This window comes from Streptomyces sp. NPDC004539, from assembly GCF_040610055.1.
Taxonomy (GTDB): domain Bacteria; phylum Actinomycetota; class Actinomycetes; order Streptomycetales; family Streptomycetaceae; genus Streptomyces.
Map to the genome: position 1 here is coordinate 234,900 of NZ_JBEXLS010000004.1, position 17,305 is coordinate 252,204.

The 17,305-nt window shown below is 71.4% G+C and carries 16 protein-coding genes and 1 pseudogene; 9 read left to right on the forward strand and 8 right to left on the reverse strand.

The window, feature by feature from the left end:
- Both ABZX85_RS10520 and ABZX85_RS10525 read left to right on the forward strand, forming a co-directional pair.
- Window positions 1-903 (forward strand): metal ABC transporter permease, encoded by a 903-nt coding sequence (locus ABZX85_RS10520; protein ID WP_355864681.1) that lies wholly within the window; start codon window positions 1-3, stop codon window positions 901-903.
- Between the two features lie 61 nt (window positions 904-964).
- Window positions 965-1,375, forward strand: coding sequence for a transcriptional repressor (locus ABZX85_RS10525; protein WP_355864683.1), 411 nt, complete (start codon window positions 965-967; stop codon window positions 1,373-1,375).
- Here ABZX85_RS10525 and ABZX85_RS10530 read toward each other — a convergent pair.
- Genes ABZX85_RS10530 through recO form a run of 3 tightly spaced genes read right to left on the reverse strand, consistent with a single transcriptional unit; the run spans window position 1,372 to window position 4,369 of the window.
- The gene (locus tag ABZX85_RS10530; RefSeq protein WP_355864686.1) at window positions 1,372-2,706 is read right to left on the reverse strand and encodes a histidine-type phosphatase; all 1,335 of its coding nucleotides are present in this window, start codon (window positions 2,704-2,706) and stop codon (window positions 1,372-1,374) included. The genes ABZX85_RS10525 and ABZX85_RS10530 overlap by 4 nt on opposite strands.
- 40 nt (window positions 2,707-2,746) lie before the next feature.
- A complete protein-coding gene (locus ABZX85_RS10535) occupies window positions 2,747-3,604 on the reverse strand; it encodes an isoprenyl transferase (protein ID WP_355864689.1) in 858 nt (285 codons plus the stop codon).
- A gap of 15 nt (window positions 3,605-3,619) precedes the next feature.
- Entirely contained in the window at window positions 3,620-4,369 is a 750-nt protein-coding gene (recO, locus tag ABZX85_RS10540; RefSeq protein WP_355864691.1) for a DNA repair protein RecO, read from the reverse strand.
- A 67-nt stretch (window positions 4,370-4,436) separates the two neighbouring features.
- Between recO and ABZX85_RS10545 the strand changes: the two genes are divergently transcribed.
- Window positions 4,437-5,648: an MFS transporter gene (locus ABZX85_RS10545; protein ID WP_355864693.1), complete on the forward strand. Its 1,212-nt coding sequence runs from the start codon at window positions 4,437-4,439 to the stop codon at window positions 5,646-5,648.
- A 28-nt stretch (window positions 5,649-5,676) separates the two neighbouring features.
- Window positions 5,677-6,858: a GNAT family N-acetyltransferase gene (locus ABZX85_RS10550; protein WP_355864695.1), complete on the forward strand. Its 1,182-nt coding sequence runs from the start codon at window positions 5,677-5,679 to the stop codon at window positions 6,856-6,858.
- 45 nt (window positions 6,859-6,903) lie between these two features.
- Here the strand turns inward: ABZX85_RS10550 and ABZX85_RS10555 are convergent, their stop codons facing one another.
- Window positions 6,904-7,812, reverse strand: coding sequence for an FAD-dependent oxidoreductase (locus ABZX85_RS10555; RefSeq protein WP_355864698.1), 909 nt, complete (start codon window positions 7,810-7,812; stop codon window positions 6,904-6,906).
- On the reverse strand, window positions 7,805-8,233 hold the full coding sequence (locus ABZX85_RS10560) for a protein-tyrosine phosphatase family protein (RefSeq protein ID WP_355864701.1): 429 nt from the start codon (window positions 8,231-8,233) through the stop codon (window positions 7,805-7,807). Before ABZX85_RS10560 ends, ABZX85_RS10555 begins: the two co-directional genes overlap by 8 nt.
- A gap of 71 nt (window positions 8,234-8,304) precedes the next feature.
- Here ABZX85_RS10560 and ABZX85_RS10565 point away from each other — a divergent pair.
- Both ABZX85_RS10565 and ABZX85_RS10570 read left to right on the forward strand, forming a co-directional pair.
- Window positions 8,305-8,793: pseudogene (locus ABZX85_RS10565) on the forward strand (SigE family RNA polymerase sigma factor); the annotation flags it as partial.
- A gap of 727 nt (window positions 8,794-9,520) precedes the next feature.
- Complete coding sequence (locus ABZX85_RS10570) at window positions 9,521-10,552, forward strand: hypothetical protein (RefSeq protein ID WP_355864704.1); 1,032 nt, start codon at window positions 9,521-9,523, stop codon at window positions 10,550-10,552.
- A gap of 55 nt (window positions 10,553-10,607) precedes the next feature.
- Here ABZX85_RS10570 and ABZX85_RS10575 read toward each other — a convergent pair whose 3' ends face one another.
- Both ABZX85_RS10575 and leuA read right to left on the reverse strand, forming a co-directional pair.
- Window positions 10,608-11,303: a TerB family tellurite resistance protein gene (locus tag ABZX85_RS10575; RefSeq protein ID WP_355864707.1), complete on the reverse strand. Its 696-nt coding sequence runs from the start codon at window positions 11,301-11,303 to the stop codon at window positions 10,608-10,610.
- Between the two features lie 182 nt (window positions 11,304-11,485).
- Window positions 11,486-13,207, reverse strand: a complete 1,722-nt coding sequence (gene leuA / locus ABZX85_RS10580; RefSeq protein ID WP_355864710.1) for a 2-isopropylmalate synthase — start codon at window positions 13,205-13,207, stop codon at window positions 11,486-11,488.
- A 320-nt stretch (window positions 13,208-13,527) separates the two neighbouring features.
- On the opposite strand from leuA, the gene ABZX85_RS10585 reads away from it, so the two are divergent.
- Genes ABZX85_RS10585 through ABZX85_RS10595 form a run of 3 tightly spaced genes read left to right on the forward strand, consistent with a single transcriptional unit; the run spans window position 13,528 to window position 16,250 of the window.
- Window positions 13,528-14,592 (forward strand): M4 family metallopeptidase, encoded by a 1,065-nt coding sequence (locus ABZX85_RS10585; RefSeq protein WP_355864712.1) that lies wholly within the window; start codon window positions 13,528-13,530, stop codon window positions 14,590-14,592.
- Between the two features lie 22 nt (window positions 14,593-14,614).
- Entirely contained in the window at window positions 14,615-14,881 is a 267-nt protein-coding gene (locus tag ABZX85_RS10590; protein WP_355864715.1) for a protealysin inhibitor emfourin, read from the forward strand.
- A 58-nt stretch (window positions 14,882-14,939) separates the two neighbouring features.
- The gene (locus ABZX85_RS10595) at window positions 14,940-16,250 is read left to right on the forward strand and encodes a GH1 family beta-glucosidase (protein WP_355864718.1); all 1,311 of its coding nucleotides are present in this window, start codon (window positions 14,940-14,942) and stop codon (window positions 16,248-16,250) included.
- 31 nt (window positions 16,251-16,281) lie between these two features.
- Here the strand turns inward: ABZX85_RS10595 and era are convergent, their stop codons facing one another.
- Window positions 16,282-17,244: a GTPase Era gene (gene era, locus ABZX85_RS10600; RefSeq protein WP_355864721.1), complete on the reverse strand. Its 963-nt coding sequence runs from the start codon at window positions 17,242-17,244 to the stop codon at window positions 16,282-16,284.
- Between the last annotated feature and the right edge of the window lie 61 nt (window positions 17,245-17,305).

Here is a 17,305-nt window from a genome sequence, read left to right on the forward strand (position 1 = left end):
ATGGACTTCCTCGACTACGCCTTCATGCAGCGGGCCCTGCTCGCCGCCGTCCTCGTCGGCATCACCGCGCCCGCCGTCGGCATCTACCTCGTCCAGCGCCGCCAGGCCCTCATGGGCGACGGAATCGGCCATGTCGCGATGACCGGCGTCGGCCTCGGCTTCCTGCTCTCCTGGTCGCCGGTGTGGATGGCGACGCTGGTGTCCGTGCTCGGCGCGGTCCTCATGGAGTTGATCCGCTGGTACGGCAAGACCCGGGGCGACATCGCGCTCGCGATGCTCTTCTACGGCGGTATGGCGGGCGGTGTGATGTTCATCAACCTCGCGCCGACCGGCTCCAACGCCAACCTCACGTCGTACCTGTTCGGGTCGCTGTCGACCGTCTCGCAGTCCGACGTGACGGCGATCTGCATCCTCGCCGCGTTCGTCGTCCTCGTCACGCTCGGGCTGCGGCGGCAGCTCTTCGCCGTCAGCCAGGACGAGGAGTTCGCGCGGGTCACCGGGCTGCCGGTGCGGGCGCTGAACCTGCTGACGGCCGTGACGGCGGCCGTCACCGTCACCGTCGCGATGCGGGTCGTCGGGTTGTTGCTGGTCAGCGCGTTGATGGTGGTGCCCGTCGCCGCCGCGCAGCAGCTCAGCCGGAGTTTCGCGGCGACCTTCGCGATCGCGGTGGCGATCGGGGTGAGCGTGACCATCGGCGGGACGATCACCTCGTACTACCAGGACGTGCCGCCCGGGGCGACGATCGTCCTGCTGACCATCGGCGCGTTCATCCTGCTCACGGCGGTCTCCGCGCCGCTCGCCCGCCGACGCGCCCGCGCGCACGCCCTCGCGCAGCCCCCGGGGGACCCGGCGGAGTGTGCGATTCCGGCCAGCCGGAAGGCGGGCGACGGGGTCGGCGTCTGACCGGGCACAGGCCGGGCTGGCACAATGGCCGGGCAGGTGTTCAGACGTTCAGGAGGCAACGGTGACGACCGCTGGACCGCCCGTGAAGGGCCGCTCCACCCGGCAGCGTGCCGCCGTGGCGGCGGCGCTCGACGAGGTCGACGAGTTCCGCAGCGCGCAGGAGCTCCACGACATGCTCAAGCACAAGGGCGACTCGGTGGGCCTCACGACCGTCTACCGCACCCTCCAGACCCTCGCGGACGCCGGCGAGGTGGACGTCCTGCGCACGTCCGACGGCGAGTCGGTGTACCGCCGCTGCTCCACCGGCGACCACCATCACCACCTCGTCTGCCGCGTCTGCGGCAAGGCGGTGGAGGTCGAGGGCCCGGCCGTCGAGAAGTGGGCCGAGGCGATCGCCGCGGAACACGGCTACGTCAACGTCGCGCACACGGTCGAGATCTTCGGCACCTGCGCGGAGTGCGCCGCGCGTTAGCGCCCGAAGCAGCGCTGCAACTCCTTGAAGTCGTAGAACTTGCTGTTCTTCGCGACCGGCTTGCAGCCCGCCTTGAACGGGATCTCCTTCTCGTTGTAGAGCATCCGTACGAGGTACTGGGTGCCCTTCCGGTAGACGTCCCACTGGATGTTGGCGCCCAGGGGCGACACGTCGGCGCCTCTCCAGGGGTTGTTGTCGTACGTGTACGAGACGCCCGGCGTCGCCGGCTTCGTGCTCTCCGGGAGGCCCATCAGAGCCGCGAGGGGGATGATCTCCTCGGCGTGGGTGAAGCGGAGTTCGGCGCCGAGGGTGGAGGTGCCGGACCTCTTGGACTCGACCTGGTTGAAGAAGTCGTCCAGCAGGACGTTCGCCATCTTGTAGGTGATGTCGGAGTCGGAGAAGCCGGGGCCCTTCTCGTAGAAGTCCTCGGCGTCGCCGAGGTAGCCGAACCAGGCTGCGTCGGTGCGGGAGATGTAGCGCTCCAGGCCCCAACCCCGGCCGCCCGGGCTCTCCTTGATCATCGCGGGGGCGATGGCGTACAGGTTGTAGACGGCCTCGGCGGCGGCCACCTGGTCCGCGGCCGAAAGGCCGTTCACGAAGCCCTGCTTGAAGATCTTCCGCAGCACACCGACCGCCGCCCGCTGGGTCTTCGGCTGGTCGGTGATCGACTTGAGGGTGGCCGCGAGGCGCTGGTCGTTCGCCAGGTACTCCTGGTACGCCTTGCCGCCGGCCGACTTGTGGAAGTACAGGAGATCCTTGTCGGTGCGGGTGGCCCCGATGAGCGGCTTCAACGCCGGGTCCTTCGCGGCGAGTTCACCGGCGTACTCGTTCGCGCTGTCGACCGCGCGGCCCTGCCCGGAGCTGACGACGTCGATCTTCTCGCCGGACGCGGCGATCTCGCCGAAGAGCCCCGGCAGCCGCGCCGCCATGCGGTCGGCGGTGTCGCGCATCTCCTCCCGGCCCCGCCCGCTCAGGTTCCCGTACCCGACCTTGGCCATCGCCGCGAGCAGCGCCCGCACCTTGGGCCCGAACTCCTCGCCCTTGCCGGTGAGTTGACCCGACGCTGCGGCCTTGTCCCAGAGCGCGAGGATCAGATCGCCGTCGGAGCTGTCGGTGGCGGCGCGGGAGCCGTGCCGGGAGACGTTCTCCGTGAAGACGGGGGTGAACCCGGCGGGGGCCTTGGAGTAGGACGCCGGGTTCTGCCGGGGCTGGTACGGGGCCTTCGTGCCGTAGCTGACGGCGTGGGCGGGCTGTCGGTCGGCGGCGAGCGCCGGGGTCGCCGCGACCAGCACGGCGCAGAGGGCCGCGAACGCGGGGGTTACGTGCTTCATGGGCGGATCGTCCGTGAGCCGCGTGAACCCCCGGTGGCGCTCAGGTGGCCGTCCGGCCCTGGTCTTCCGCCGTCCTGCCCTCCATCGCGAGGAGTTCCTCGTTCGGGATGGCCCCGCCGAAGCGGCGGTCGCGGGAGGCGAACTCGACGCAGGCCCGCCACAGGTCGCGGCGGTCGAAGTCGGGCCACAGGACGTCCTGGAAGACCATCTCGGCGTAGGCGCTCTGCCAGATCAGGTAGTTGGAGGTGCGCTGCTCGCCGCTGGGGCGCAGGAAGAGGTCGACGTCCGGCATGTCCGGGTAGTACAGGTACTTCGCGAGGGTCTTCTCGTTGACCTTGGACGGGTCGAGCTTCCCGGACTTCACGTCCTCCGCGAGCGCCTTGGCCGCGTCGGCGATCTCGGCCCGGCCGCCGTAGTTCATGCAGAAGTAGAGGGTCAGCTTGTCGTTGCCCTTCGTCTGCTCCTGGGCGATCTGGAGCTCCTGCGCGACGGACTTCCACAGCTTGGGCATCCGGCCGACCCACCGCACGCGGATGCCGAGGGCGTCGAGCTGGTCGCGGCTCTTGCGGATGAAGTCGCGGTTGAAGTTCATCAGGAAGCGGACCTCGTCGGGCGAGCGCTTCCAGTTCTCGGTGGAGAAGGCGTACAGCGAGATGTTCCTCACACCCATCTCGACGCCGCCCTGGAGGACGTCGAGGACCTGCTCGGCGCCGACCTTGTGGCCCTCCGTACGGGGCAGCCCGCGCTCCTTGGCCCAGCGGCCGTTGCCGTCCATGACGATCGCCACGTGCTCCGGCACGAGCTCGCCGGGGAGCTTGGGCGGACGGGCTCCGGAGGGGTGCGGCTCCGGCGCCTGGTACTCACGCCGCTGACGCCCCAGAATCCCGCGTACGACCATGTCCTTCTCGTCTCCCTAGCTTTTTTCCACGTACCGGAGCGAGCGCAGCCCCCGCTCCAGGTGCCAGTGCAGATAGGCGGACACGAGTCCGCTGCCCTCGCGGACGTGCCGGGCCTCCGCGGTGTCCGCCGTCTCCCAGTCTCCCGTAAGCAGCGCGCCCAGGAGGACCAAGGTCTGCGGCGAGGGTACGACGCTGCCGGGGACCCGGCAGTCGACGCAGATGGAGCCGCCGGAGGCGACGGAGAAGAACCGGTTGGGCCCTGGCAGTCCGCACTTGGCGCAGTCGCCGAAGCTGGGGGCGTAGCCGTTGACGGCGAGGGAGCGCAGCAGGAACGCGTCCAGCACGAGGTGCGGGGCGTGCTCGCCGCGGGCCAGCGTCCTGAGCGCGCCCACCAGCAGCAGGTACTGCTGCACCGCCGGCTCCCCCTCGTGGTCCGTGAACCGCTCGGCCGTCTCCAGCATGGCCGTCCCGGCGGTGTACCGCGCGTAGTCGCTCACGATGCCGCCACCGTAAGGAGCGATCGTCTCACTCTGCGTACACAACGGCAGTCCCCGGCCGATCAGTTCACTCCCCCGGGTAAAGAACTGGACATCGACGTGCGAGAAAGGTTCCAGCCTCGCCCCGAACTTCGACTTTGTCCGCCGCACACCCCGCGCGACGGCGCGTACCCTGCCATGGCCGCGGGTGAGCAAGGTGATAATTCTGTCCGCTTCGCCCAGTTTCTGGGTGCGTAGGACGATGCCGTCGTCGCGGAACAGGCTCATGGGGTCATTCTCGCATCGAGCGGCTTTCTGAAGGATCGATCGGCTTTCTGTCAGGGCGGGGGCGTTGGTGGGGCGGGACTTCCGGTGGCTGTGGGGGGCGTACGCGGTCAGTGTGTTCGGTACGTGGCTGGCGTTCGACGCGTTTCCGATGATCGCGGTGCTGGCGCTGGACGCGAGCCCGGCGGCGGTGTCGGCGCTGGCGGCGGTCGGCCCGGCGGTGGGGGCGCTGGCGGCGGTGCCGCTGGGACCGTGGGTGGAGTTCCGGCGCAAGCGCCCGGTGATGGTCGCGATGGACCTCGTCCGGTGCGCGGCCCTGCTGAGCGTGCCGCTCGCGTACGCGTTCGGGCTGCTCGGGCTCGTCCAGCTGCTGATCGTGTCGGTGGTCGTCGCCGCCGCGGACATCACGTTCACCTCGGCGAGCGGCGCGTTCGTCAAGTGGCTCGTCCCGAAGGACCAGTTGCTCACCGCGAACGCCCGCTTCGAGTCGACGATGTGGACGGCGACGATGCTCGGCCCCCCGCTCGGCGGCGCGGCGATCGGCGCCGTCGGCCCGGTCGTGACGGTCGTCGCGAACGCGGTGAGCTTCCTGCTGTCGGCGCTGGGCCTGGCCGGGGTGAAGGGCAGGGAGCCGCAGCCCGCGAAGGCGCCCGCGCTGAGCTGGCGTGAACTCCTGGAAGGCTGGCGCTACCTCCTCGCCCACCCCGTCCTGCGCCCCCTGCTGCTCAACGCGATGGTGGTGAACGGCCTGATCATGGCCGGTGCCCCGCTGCTGGCGGTGCTGATGCTCGGCGAGCTGGACTTCCCGCCCTGGCAGTACGCGCTGGCGTTCGCCGCGCCGTGCGTCGGCGGGCTGATCGGCTCCCGGCTCGCCCGGCGGCTGGTCCCGCGCTGGGGCCGGCGCCGGATGCTGCTGTGGCTCGGCACCCTGCGGGCCTGCTGGCCGCTGGGGCTCGCCTTCGTGGGCCACGGCGCCGCCGGGCTCGTCCTGGTCATGGTCGTCGAGCTGGGCCTGATCACCTGCGCGGGCGCCTACAACACCGTCCTCGCCACGTTCCGCCTGGAGACGACCCCTTCGGACCGGGTGGCGCGCGTGCTGTCGGCGTGGTCGGTGAGCACGAAGGCGGGCATCGCGTCGCTGACCGCGCTGTGGGGTGTGGTCGCCGGACTCGCCGGGACCCGGACGGCGCTCGGTCTCGCGGGCCTGCTCCTGCTGGCAACTCCGTTGCTGCTGCTGACCGTTCGCCGCGAAGAGGCTGCCGAGGCGGCGGTGAGTCCGTAGGATCGCCTCGGCTTCGGGGGAGGTTCACATGGACGGCTGGTCGGCACGTGACGCGCGGGACGACGAACTCCCCCTCCTCACCGACCTGTTCGAGGGCGAACCGCCCCCGCCGGGCGCCGCCCTCACCCTGGTCGCCGTCCACGACGGCCGCCTCCTCGGCTGCGCCACCGCCGAACGCCCCGCACCGGGACACGTACGCCTGACCGCGATCGCCGTACGGCCGGACGCGCGCCGGCGAGGTGTCGCCCTGCGCCTCCTCGACGAACTCGCCTCCAGGGTCGCCGAGTTGCCCGGCCCGCGTCCGCTGCTGTCGGCCGTCGTCGAGGCGTCGGACATACCCGGCGCGGGGCTGCTGCTGAAGGGCGGGTTCGTCGGGACGCGCGTGCTGCGCACCGGCGGGGACGCCGACGGGCTCTGTCTGCACTTCCAGCACAAGAGCCGCGTCGAGTACGTCGACCCGGACGCCCGCTACCTCGTGCCGTGCGGGGCCCGGGAGCAGCTCGTCGAGTCGCTCGCGCCGCCGGACCAGGCGGTGACCGCGCTGGTGCCGCTGAGCGGCCGACTCGCCTTCGAGATCACCCGGTTCGAGCAGGACGACCCGGCGGCCCTCCAGTCCGGCGAGGCCGCCGCGGGCATCGCGTTCTCCGGGGCGATCCTCGCGGCGATCACCTTCCTGCTGGGCTTCGCGTTCACCTCGACCCGCTTCCCCGACGACGTCCGGCTCCTGCTGATCGGGGCGACCTTCGCGACGGTCCTGTCCCTCATCGTCTACGCCTCCGCGTCGGGGGAGCTGGCGCGCATCCGGTCCAACTCCTTCGCCCGGATCATGAAGTACGGCAACATCCTCTCCGAGTACGGCGGTGTCCTGCCGTTCGTGATCTCCCTGCCCGTCACCTACGCGCAGGCCAGTGGGGACCGCTGGTCGACGACCGTGCTGGCCGCGCTGCTGAGCGTGGGGCTCGGGTGGTACGAGTGGTCGGAGTTCTCCATCGCCCACCGGTACCGCAAGAGCGCCGCCGACCTCGTCCTGACCGCGTTCACCGTGTTGTCCCCGCTGACCGGGGCGGCGGTCGTCGCGACGGAGGTGACGAGCTGGCCGTGGACCGTGTCGCTGGCGGTGGCGCTGCTGGGGCGGACGTGGCTGTACCTGTTCCGGCGCGGGGCGGAGGAGGGGACGTCGGCGCGGCGGCAGTGGCAGGTGCGGGAGTGAGGGGGCCGGTCAGGGGGGCAGCGGGTCCGGGAGCGAAAGGGCCGTTCAGTCGGTCAGCAGGGCCTCGACGTCCTGTGCGCAGCCCCACGACAGGGTGACGCCCGCGCCGCCGTGACCGTAGTTGTGGATCACGTTCCCCTCGCGTTCCAGGCGGACCTGGGGGCGGACGGGGCGCAGCCCCACCCGGTGGCCGATCAACTCCGCCCCGGCCAGGGCGGGTTCGACCTCCGCGCAGCGCCGGACGATCCGCCGGGCGGTCTCGGGGTCGGGCCCCGTGTCCCAGGCGCCCGCGTCGGCGGTCCCGCCGAGCACGACGTGCGCGAAGTGGGGGTAGAAGTAGGTGAGTTCGTCCGCGTCCGGGGTGTCGTCGCAGAAGAACGTGTCGATCCCGGGGTTGCGGACGACGACGAGCCGGCCGCGTACGGGGTGCACGGAGGGGTCGTCCACGAGGCTCCGGGCGCCGATGCCCGTGCAGTTGACGACGACGGGGGCCGGGGGGAGGGTCTCGTACCGGCGCCGGCGCAGGGTGCCGCCGGCCGCCCGGAGCCGTTCGGTGAGGTGGGTGAGGTAGCGGGGCATGTCGATCACGGGGGCCCGGTAGCGCCACGCCTCGGCGTAACCCGGGCGCGGGGCGCAGGACTTGGCGTCGGCCCAACTCGCCCACGCCGGAAGGGCGCAGGGGATGCGGGACTCGTGCGTGCCCTCGACGAGACGGACGCCGCTCGCCGGGTCCTCGCTCAGCGCGCGCAGTGCCGTGAGGGTGCGCCGGCTCCAACTCTCCACCAGGTGAAGGGGTTCCGCGAGGTAGGGGTCCCAAGAGGCGCCCGCTGCCGCCGAGGTGGTCTCCTCGGGGAGCGACTCCGTTTCCACGCGCACCTCGTGGCCGGACTCCGCGAGGTGGACCGCCGTGGTCAGGCCGATCACCCCGGCGCCGATCACCAGCACGCTAGACATGGCCGAACCGCCGTACGTACCGGCTCTGCCAGGGGGTTTCGACGGCGCGGCGGTGGTAGTTGCGGCGCACGAACTCCACGGCCCGCTCAGGAGGGACGCCGTCCAGTACGGCCAGGCACGCCAGCGCCGTACCCGTCCGGCCCCGGCCGCCGCCGCAGGCCACCTCGACGCGTTCCCCGGCGGAGCGGTGCCATGCCTCCGTGAGGGCGTCGCGGGCGTCCTGGTGGTCCTTGGGGAGGCGGAAGTCGGGCCAACTCAGCCAGCGGGCGGGCCAGTCGGCGGGTGGGGGTGGGCTGCCGAGGAGGTAGAGGCCGTACGCCGGGGGTGTGCTCGGCATCGGGTGGCGCAGGCCCCGTCCGCGTACGCGGCGTCCCGACGGCAGTTCCAGGACGCCCGGTTCGTTCCTCTCCCACATTTCCATCCGACCATTCTGCTCGGCGGGGCAACCGAATCGGGGCGGTGCGTGGTCTGGGGGGCGAGGAGGGGTACTTGATGCGCGACGAGCTGGAAGAGCAGTTCCAGGAGTTCGTCCGGGCGCGGTGGTCGCGGCTGGTCCGGACGGCGTACCTGCTGACGGGCGATCCGCACCACGCGGAGGACCTGACGCAGACCGCCCTCGCGAAGGCGTACCGCTCCTGGCGCCGGGTCTCCCGGGCGGACAGCCCCGAGGCGTACGTCCGCCGCATGCTCGTCACCTGCAACAACGACCGCTTCCGCAAGCGCCGGGTCCGGGAGTCCCTGACCTCCGCGCCCCCGGAGACCCCGTCCCTCGACCCCCACCACCCCACCGACGACCGCAGCGCCCTCCTCACCGCCCTCGCCGAACTCCCGCCCCGCCAGCGGGCGGTGGTCGTCCTGCGCTACTGGGAGGACCTCTCCGAGTCCGAGGTCGCCGACATCCTCGGCTGCTCCCCCGGCACGGTGAAGAGCCAAGCCTCCAAGGGCCTCGCCAAACTCCGCACCCACCCAGAACTGGCCCGGACACCCGAGGGAGGGTCCCACGGGGGTGGGCCCTCTCGGGGGGTGTCCGGGCCTCGGGGGGACGTGCCCGAAGGCTCGGGGATCGAGGGGGGAGAGATCGAGGGGGGCCGGCCGTTGGAGGGTGAGGCCGCGTGGCCGGGGGCGGGAAGCCGTCCGGCCGGGCGTGCGGCTCCGGTGACTCCGGCGGGCGTGGGCGGCGGGGTTGCCCGGCCGGGGGCGGGGGACGGGTTCGCCGGGGACGGGGAGCCGACGGGGGGTGCTGCGGCTGGGCGCGGGGCTGGGGCTGGGGGTGAGGCTTGGGCGGTGCGGGCCGGTGCCGCTGTGCGCGGGGTTTCGCCGACGGAGGCCGGGGGTGGGCCGCGTGGCGGGGGCGTGTTGCTCGCGCCGGTTTCCGTGGAGGGTGCCGACTCCGCCGCCGGCCCTGCCTGTTCATCCGGCGTGGCCCCTTCGGCGTCGTCAGGCCCGGACCTCGGACACGCGCCCCTGGTCCGCTCACCCGCCCCGGCCCCACCCCTGAGCCCTGAGGCCGCACAGCCGCACGGCTCCGTGCCCTCACCCGCCCCCGGCGCACCCCTCGCCCCGGCCCCGCCGCCCCTCGGCGTCGGTGTCCCGCCGCAAGGCGCCCCCCTCCCCCGAAGAACTCCCCCACCCCCCGCCGGTGTCTCCGCCGGTCCCCGGGGCGACGTGACGGCACCCCCCACCCCGACAGACCGGAAAGGACCCAGCGATGAGTGGTGAGCGGGAGGGGTGTGAGGAGTGGGGTGGGGGCCCCGGGGACGGGGAGACCGAGGAGTGGGTACGGGAGTTGCTCGCGGAGGACGCGTACGCCATCCGGCCGTCGCCGGTGCCGTATCCGGCGATCCGGCGGCGTGGGGTGGTGGAGCGGCGCAAGCGGGTCGCGGCGGCGGGGGCGGTGCTCGTGGCGCTGGGGGTCGTCCCCGTGAGCGCGTGGGTGGTCACCGGGGTGAACGGGGGAAAAGGCGCTGACCTGACGGTCGCGGGCCCGACGACCGGCCCCCGGGAGACCCCCGCCCGGGGCACCTCACCGACCGGCGGCGGGACCTCGGCGCCCGACCGGGGCAGCCCCGCGCCCGACCAGTACCGTCTCCCCGCCGATCAGAGCCCCAGCCCCGAGTCCCCGACCCCGCCCGCCACCCCGGGCCAGCTCCTGGACGGCGTCACCTTCGAGGAGGCCGCCACGGGCCTGGAGAAGTGCATCGCCTACGACCGCGAGACCGACTCCCCCGCCGCGTACGACCGACTCGGCGCCGCCGACGGCTACCGCATCATCCTCGCCATGCACAGCACCGGCGACTCGAACTCCCCCGGCGACGGCACGTACGTCGTCGCCGTCAAGGACCTCCCCCGCCCGACCCGCCTCATCTGCACCCTCCGCGACGACCGCGCCGAGGGCCTCAACGCGAGCATCTCCGGCAGCGACGAGACACCCAGCACCCCCCTCACCCCGGACATCAACAGCGGCCGCCTCTACCAGCAGTCGGTCCTGGACCACGGCAACTGGAAACTCCCCTTCCGCTGGGCCACGATCGGCACGACGACCCCCGCGGTGACCCGGGTGACGGCCCAGTACGGCGACTCCGCCCCCGTCGAGGCGACCCTGGACCACGGCTGGTACATCGCGTCGGGCACCCTCGACCGGCAGGTCACCCGCGCCCCCCACCTCAAGGGCTACGACTCAAGGGGGACCCTGGTCTACGACTCGGACACGGACGACGAGTACCAGAGCACCCTGCCCTGAACCCGGCCCACCCGTAATACCCGTAATACCAGCAATACCCCTGATACCCGCACCCTCAGGACGGCGTCCGCGCCGCCGCCAGCAACCGCGTCACATCCTCCGCCCCGATCGTCAACGCCACCCCCACGGTCGCCAGAGTCTCCCGCTCGGCCGGCGTGTAGGGCCCGTCCGCGAGAGCGATCCGCGCCCCCTGGAGCAGGATCGACTCCCGCCCCACGGCGGCGAGATGCGGCGCCAGCGGGTCCAGCGCCTCATGCAGCTCTATGGCCAGCCCGGGCCCGCAGGGCGTCCCGTACGCCCGCCCCGTGTCCGCCGCGACCGCCTCCACGAGCGCGACGAGCTGCTCCCCCGTGCAGTCCTGGAACCCGGCGGCCCGCACGGCCGCGGTGGCCGTCTCCAGGGCCGTACGGGACGACGTCCCGCCCGCCGTGAGCACCGCGAGGGCGACGGTGTGGACGGCGTCGCGGAGCATCGCGGAGAAGCGGGTGGTGGTGGGGTGTTCGAGGACGTCCGTGGGGAAGTGCCGCCGGCAGGCCGCGCACTCGACGACGGGCCCGGTCTCACCCCTGGGTAGTACGGGTACCCCCAGGCATGTGAACCGCCGGCGCCCGGTCAGCCGCTGGTAGTTGCGGTCGCCCCCGCACCCGGGACAGAAGAACTCCCCGTCCCCGACGGGCGTCCACGCGGTCCGTACACCCAGGATGCGGGCAACCCCGGTGGATCGGCTGTCTCGTCCCGGTCCTGGCAGCACGTCCCACCTCCGTCACCGACGCGGCCCCATCGCCACGTCTGCGTGATGTTAGCCACACCAGGGAGGTCCAGTCAGCACCTTGGACGAGACCTCCTCGTGATCTGCACCCGGGGATGGCCGATATACGACGGGGCCCCGGCCGTCGTACCCGACGGCCGGGGCCCCTCGCACGGACGGGTGAGTCAGCGCGTCGCGCGGTTGACGGCGGAGACGACCGCCTTCAGGGAGGCGCGGGTCGTGTTCGCGTCGATACCGATGCCCCACAGGACCTTGTCACCGACGGCGCACTCGATGTAGGAGGCGGCCTGCGCGGACGCGCCCTCGCTCATCGTGTGCTCCTGGTAGTCCAGCAGGCGTACGTCGATGCCGATGCCCTGGAGCGCGTGGAAGAAGGCCGAGATCGGACCGTTGCCGGTGCCGACCAGCGTCATCTCCGTGCCGTCGACCTCGGCCTCGACGGTCAGCGTGTCCACGCCGTCCTTGTCGGTGGTCGACTGGCCCGCCTTGAGCTGCATCCGGCCCCACGGGTTCTCGGGGTTGGGCAGGTACTCGTCGCGGAAGACGGACCAGATGTCCGAGCCGGTGACCTCGCCGCCCTCGGCATCGGTCTTGGCCTGGATCAGCTTCGAGAACTCGATCTGCATCCGGCGCGGCAGGTCCAGCTTGTGGTCGTTCTTCAGGACGTACGCGATCCCGCCCTTGCCGGACTGCGAGTTGACGCGGATGACGGCCTCGTAGGAGCGCCCCACGTCCTTCGGGTCGATGGGCAGGTACGGCACGGCCCACTCGATGTCGTCGACGGTGACGCCCTTGGCGGCGGCGTCCGCCTCCATCGCGTCGAAGCCCTTCTTGATGGCGTCCTGGTGGGAGCCGGAGAAGGACGTGTAGACCAGGTCGCCCACGTACGGGTGGCGCGGGTGGACCTCCATCTGGTTGCAGTACTCCCACGTACGACGGATCTCGTCGATGTCGGAGAAGTCGATCTGCGGGTCGACGCCCTGGGAGAAGAGGTTCATGCCCAGGGTGACCAGGTCGACGTTGCCGGTGCGCTCGCCCTGCCCGAAGAGGCAGCCCTCGATGCGGTCGGCGCCGGCCATCAGCGCCAGTTCGGCCGCCGCCACGGCCGTACCCCGGTCGTTGTGGGGGTGGACGGAGAGCACGACGTGCTCGCGGCGGGAGATGTTGCGGCCCATCCACTCGAAGCGGTCGGCGTGCGTGGAGGGGGTCGAACGCTCCACGGTGGCGGGCAGGTTGAGGATGATCTCGCGGCCCGGGCCGGGCTGGTAGACGTCCATCACCGCCTCGCAGACCTCCAGCGCGAAGTCCAGCTCGGTGTCGGTGAAGATCTCCGGGGAGTACTGGTAGCCGAACTCGGTCTCGGGGCCCAGCAGTTTCTCGGCGTACTCCATCACCAGGCGGGTGCCGTCGACGGCGATCTGCTTGATGTCGTCCTTGGAGCCGCGGAAGACGACCCGGCGGAAGACAGGGGCGGTCGCGTTGTACAGGTGGACGGTCGCGCGCCGCGCGCCCTTCAGGGACTCGACGGTCCGCTCGATCAGGTCCTCGCGGGCCTGGGTCAGTACGGAGATCGTCACGTCGTCCGGGATCGCGCCCTCTTCCTCGATGATCGAGCGCACGAAGTCGAAGTCGGTCTGTCCGGAGGCCGGGAAGCCGACCTCGATCTCCTTGTAGCCCATCTTGACCAGCTGGTCGAACATCCGGCGCTTGCGCTCGGGCGACATCGGGTCGATCAGGGCCTGGTTGCCGTCACGCAGGTCGGTGGAGAGCCAGCGGGGGGCGGTGGTGATCCGCTTCTGGGGCCAGGTGCGGTCGGGGATGTCGACCTGGTCGTACTGCCCGTACTTGTGGATCGGCATCTGGCTGGGCTGCTGGCGGTTCGCCATGGGGCTTCAGGCTCCTCAGTGGGTCCGGATGACCGGCCGACACGCAACGCCAGAGCACCGCGGGGAGGGAGTCGGCCTTCTCTACAGGCCCTCGCCGCGGCAGCTAAGGAGAAGCAGCCCGAAACGCATAGTGCTCCGCACTCTAGCCGAGGCGCCGGTGGGGCGCGGCTCCGTCCCAGTATGCGGGACCGGTGGGACGAACGGGACGAAACGTGCGCCGTACCACACAACGGTATGGATCAAGGCTGTATGTCCGCGTATTTCACCAATCATGGTTGCGGGTAGTGACAGCCGAGTGACTCAGTGCCAAGGTGCCGGTCATGACTCACCACGGGGGCTTCGAGCCCGTCTTCTGCACCATCATCCCGCCGCACGTCCTGGACCACGTGGCCCGCCACGAGGACGCGTCCGTCGCCGACCGGGTCGCCCGCACGCTGGAGCGCGACGCCCTCCAGCGCACCCGCCGCCGGATCACCACCGTGCGCCCCCTCGCCGCCGCGCCCACGACCGGCACCGGCAAGCCGAAGCGCACGATCTACGACGCCGGGCACGGCACCGACCTGCCCGGCACGAAGGTCCACAGCGAGGACGACGGCCCCTCCAAGGACGCCACCGTCAACCGCGCGCACGCCGGGCTCGGCGCGACGTTCGACCTGTACCTGAACGCGTACGGCCGTGACTCCATCGACGGCAGCGGGCTCGCCCTCGACGCGACCGTGCACTACGACCGGGACTACGACAACGCCTTCTGGGACGGCCAGCAGATGGTGTTCGGGGACGGCGACGGCGAGCTGTTCCTCGACTTCACCATCCCGGTCGACGTCATCGGCCACGAGCTGACCCACGGCGTCACCCAGTACACCGCCAACCTTGAGTACTACGCCCAGTCGGGGGCGCTCAACGAGTCGGTGTCGGACGTCTTCGGCTCCCTCATCAAGCAGTACGCCCTCGGCCAGTCCGCCGCCGACGCCGACTGGCTGATCGGCGCCGGCCTCCTCGGCCCCGCGATCGACCACGGCACGGCCCTGCGCTCGATGAAGGAGCCGGGCACCGCGTACGACGACGACGTCCTCGGCAAGGACCCGCAGCCCGGCCACATGGACCACTACGTCAAGACGAGCCGCGACAACGGCGGCGTCCACATCAACTCCGGCATCCCCAACCACGCGTTCTACCTCCTCGCGACCAAACTCGGCGGCAACGCCTGGGAGAAGGCCGGGCAGGTCTGGTACGACGTGCTGACCGGCGGCGAGCTGGAGACCGACGCGCGCTTCGTGGACTTCGCGAAGCTCACGATCGCGGCGGCCAGGGCCCGCTACGGCGAGGGCGAGGTCGACAAGGCCGTCGTCGAAGCCTGGCAGCAGGTCGGGGTGCCCACCAGCTGAGTTCTGTACTAGACAGGGACCCATGCGTATTCAGGTACGGCGCACGGGCGGGTTCGCCGGCATCGAACGGCACGCCTCCCTCGACACCACCGGCCGCCCCGACGCGGCCGAGTGGCAGTCCCTCGCCCGGCAGGCGCTCGCCGGGGCCGCCACGGCCCGGCCGGCGGGCGTCCCGGACGGGTTCGGCTACGAGATCACGGTGGACGGCACAACCGTGTACGCGGCGGACCCGAGGCTCACCGAGGAGCAGCGGACGCTGGTCTCGCGGGTGTTGAAGGAGGGGGCCTGAACAGCCGGATGTCATCGGGGCGTTGACTTCGCTACCCGTCGGTACGGATGATCCGCGCATGGCGATTGACGTGGGTAATCCGATCCCCCAGTTCCCGGCGGACTTCCTCTGGGGTGTGTCGACCTCGGCGCACCAGATCGAGGGGGCCGCCGGGCGTGGGCCGTCGGTGTGGGACGCGTTCTCCGGGGAGCCGGGGAAGGTGAAGGACGGTTCGACGGCCGAGGTCGCCTGCGATCACGTCAACCGGTACCGGGAGGACGTCTCGCTGCTCGCGGGGCTCGGGGTGGACGCGTACCGCTTCTCGGTCTCCTGGCCGCGCGTGCAGGCCCCGGAGGGGCTGGACTTCTACGACCGGCTGGTGGACGAACTCCTCGCGGCCGGCATCCGCCCGCTCCCCACGCTCTTCCACTGGGACCTCCCCGTCGGCCTCGACTGGCTGGAGCGCGACACGGCGTCCCGCCTCGCGGAGCACGCCGCCGTCGTCGCCGCCCGCCTCGGGGACCGCGTCCAGAAGTGGATCACCCTCAACGAGCCCGCCGAACACACCCTGCTCGGCCACGCGCTCGGCACGCACGCCCCCGGCAGGCAGCTCCTCTTCGACGCGCTCCCCGTCGCCCACCACCAGCTCCTGGCCCACGGCCTCACCGTCCAGGCCCTGCGCGCGGCCGGCGCGACGGACATCGCGATCACCAACTCCCACGGCCCGGTCTGGCCGGCGTCCGAGGAGCAGGCCGACATCGAGGCGGCGGCCTTCTACGACACGCTCCTGAACCGCCTCTTCGTGGAGCCGGTCCTGCTGGGCGAGTACCCGGACGGGCTGGGCGAGTTGATGCCGGGCGACGTGGCGGCCGACCTGAAGACGATCTCCGAACCGATCGACTGGTACGGGATCAACTACTACGCCCCCACCCGCGTCGGCGCCCCCCAGGGCGAGGAGATCACCTTCGGCGGTGTCTCGATGCCGGCCGAACTCCCCTTCTCCGTACGGGAGATCGAGGGCGTCCCGACGACGGACTTCGGCTGGCCGGTCGTCCCCGAGGGGCTCACGGAACTCCTGACGACGTTCAGGTCCCGCTACGCCGACAAGCTCCCCCCGGTCGTCATCACCGAGAACGGCTGCTCCTACGAGGGCCTCGACGACCAGTCCCGCATCGCCTACCACGCCACCCACCTCCAGGCCCTCCACCAGGCCCTGGAAGCGGGCGTCGACGTCCGCGGCTACTTCGTCTGGTCCCTCCTCGACAACTTCGAGTGGGCTGAGGGGTACGCGCGGCGCTTCGGGCTGGTCCACGTCGACTTCGAGACGCAGAAGAGGACGCCGAAGGCGTCGTACGCGTGGTACCGGGAGGTACTACGGGCGCAGCGCTGACGCGCTCCCGGGGACCCGTAGTACTCAGGAGCTAGAAGCCCAGCTTCCGGAGCTGCTTCGGGTCCCGCTGCCAGTCCTTCGCGACCTTCACGTGCAGGTCCAAGAAGACTGGGGTGCCGAGGAGGGCCTCGATCTGTTTGCGGGACTTGATGCCGACGTCCTTCAGGCGGCGGCCCTGGGGGCCGATGATGATGCCCTTCTGGCTGGAGCGCTCGATGTAGATGTTCGCGTGGATGTCGAGGAGGGGCTTGTCCGCGGGGCGGTCCTCGCGGGGGAGCATCTCCTCGACGACGACGGCGATGGAGTGCGGCAGCTCGTCGCGGACGCCCTCCAGGGCGGCCTCGCGGATCAGCTCGGCGACCATGACCTGCTCGGGCTCGTCCGTCAGGTCGCCCTCGGGGTACAGCGGCGGGCTCTGCGGCATCATCGGCGCGAGGAGGTCGGCGAGCAGCTCGACCTGCTTGCCGGCGACCGCCGACACCGGCACGATCTGCGCCCACTCGATGCCCAGCTCCTTGCCGAGCTGGTCGATCGCGATGAGCTGCTCGGCGAGGGCCTTGGAGTCGACGAGGTCGGTCTTCGTGACGACCGCGACCTTCGGCGTGCGCTTGATCCCGGCCAGCTCCTTGGCGATGAACCGGTCACCCGGGCCGAGCTTCTCGTTCGCGGGGAGGCAGAACCCGATGACGTCGACCTCGGCCCACGTCGTGCGCACCACGTCGTTGAGCCGCTCGCCCAGCAGCGTGCGCGGTTTGTGCAGGCCAGGGGTGTCGACGAGGATCAGCTGCGCGTCCGCGCGGTGGACGATGCCGCGCACCGTGTGCCGGGTCGTCTGCGGCCGGTTGGAGGTGATCGCCACCTTCTTGCCGACGAGAGCGTTCGTGAGGGTGGACTTGCCCGCGTTGGGACGCCCCACGAAGCACGCGAAGCCCGCACGGTGGGCGGCGCCGCCCGACTTCTCGGACGGCGAGGATGACTGGGAACGAACGCTCATGCCCCCATTCTCCCTGATCCTCGAAGCCCCGCCGCACACACGAACGGCCGGACCCCCCACG

What these genes read in the sequence shown, in the direction of transcription:
- ABZX85_RS10585 (WP_355864712.1), top strand. Translation starts at nt 13,528, where the DNA reads ATGACTCACCACGGGGGCTTCGAGCCCGTCTTCTGCACCATCATCCCG.
- ABZX85_RS10570 (WP_355864704.1), top strand. Translation starts at nt 9,521, where the DNA reads ATGAGTGGTGAGCGGGAGGGGTGTGAGGAGTGGGGTGGGGGCCCCGGG.
- ABZX85_RS10555 (WP_355864698.1), bottom strand. Translation starts at nt 7,812, where the DNA reads ATGTCTAGCGTGCTGGTGATCGGCGCCGGGGTGATCGGCCTGACCACG.
- ABZX85_RS10590 (WP_355864715.1), top strand. Translation starts at nt 14,615, where the DNA reads ATGCGTATTCAGGTACGGCGCACGGGCGGGTTCGCCGGCATCGAACGG.
- ABZX85_RS10535 (WP_355864689.1), bottom strand. Translation starts at nt 3,604, where the DNA reads ATGGTCGTACGCGGGATTCTGGGGCGTCAGCGGCGTGAGTACCAGGCG.
- ABZX85_RS10530 (WP_355864686.1), bottom strand. Translation starts at nt 2,706, where the DNA reads ATGAAGCACGTAACCCCCGCGTTCGCGGCCCTCTGCGCCGTGCTGGTC.
- era (WP_355864721.1), bottom strand. Translation starts at nt 17,244, where the DNA reads ATGAGCGTTCGTTCCCAGTCATCCTCGCCGTCCGAGAAGTCGGGCGGC.
- recO (WP_355864691.1), bottom strand. Translation starts at nt 4,369, where the DNA reads ATGAGCCTGTTCCGCGACGACGGCATCGTCCTACGCACCCAGAAACTG.
- ABZX85_RS10520 (WP_355864681.1), top strand. Translation starts at nt 1, where the DNA reads ATGGACTTCCTCGACTACGCCTTCATGCAGCGGGCCCTGCTCGCCGCC.
- ABZX85_RS10560 (WP_355864701.1), bottom strand. Translation starts at nt 8,233, where the DNA reads ATGGAAATGTGGGAGAGGAACGAACCGGGCGTCCTGGAACTGCCGTCG.
- leuA (WP_355864710.1), bottom strand. Translation starts at nt 13,207, where the DNA reads ATGGCGAACCGCCAGCAGCCCAGCCAGATGCCGATCCACAAGTACGGG.
- ABZX85_RS10550 (WP_355864695.1), top strand. Translation starts at nt 5,677, where the DNA reads ATGGACGGCTGGTCGGCACGTGACGCGCGGGACGACGAACTCCCCCTC.
- ABZX85_RS10595 (WP_355864718.1), top strand. Translation starts at nt 14,940, where the DNA reads ATGGCGATTGACGTGGGTAATCCGATCCCCCAGTTCCCGGCGGACTTC.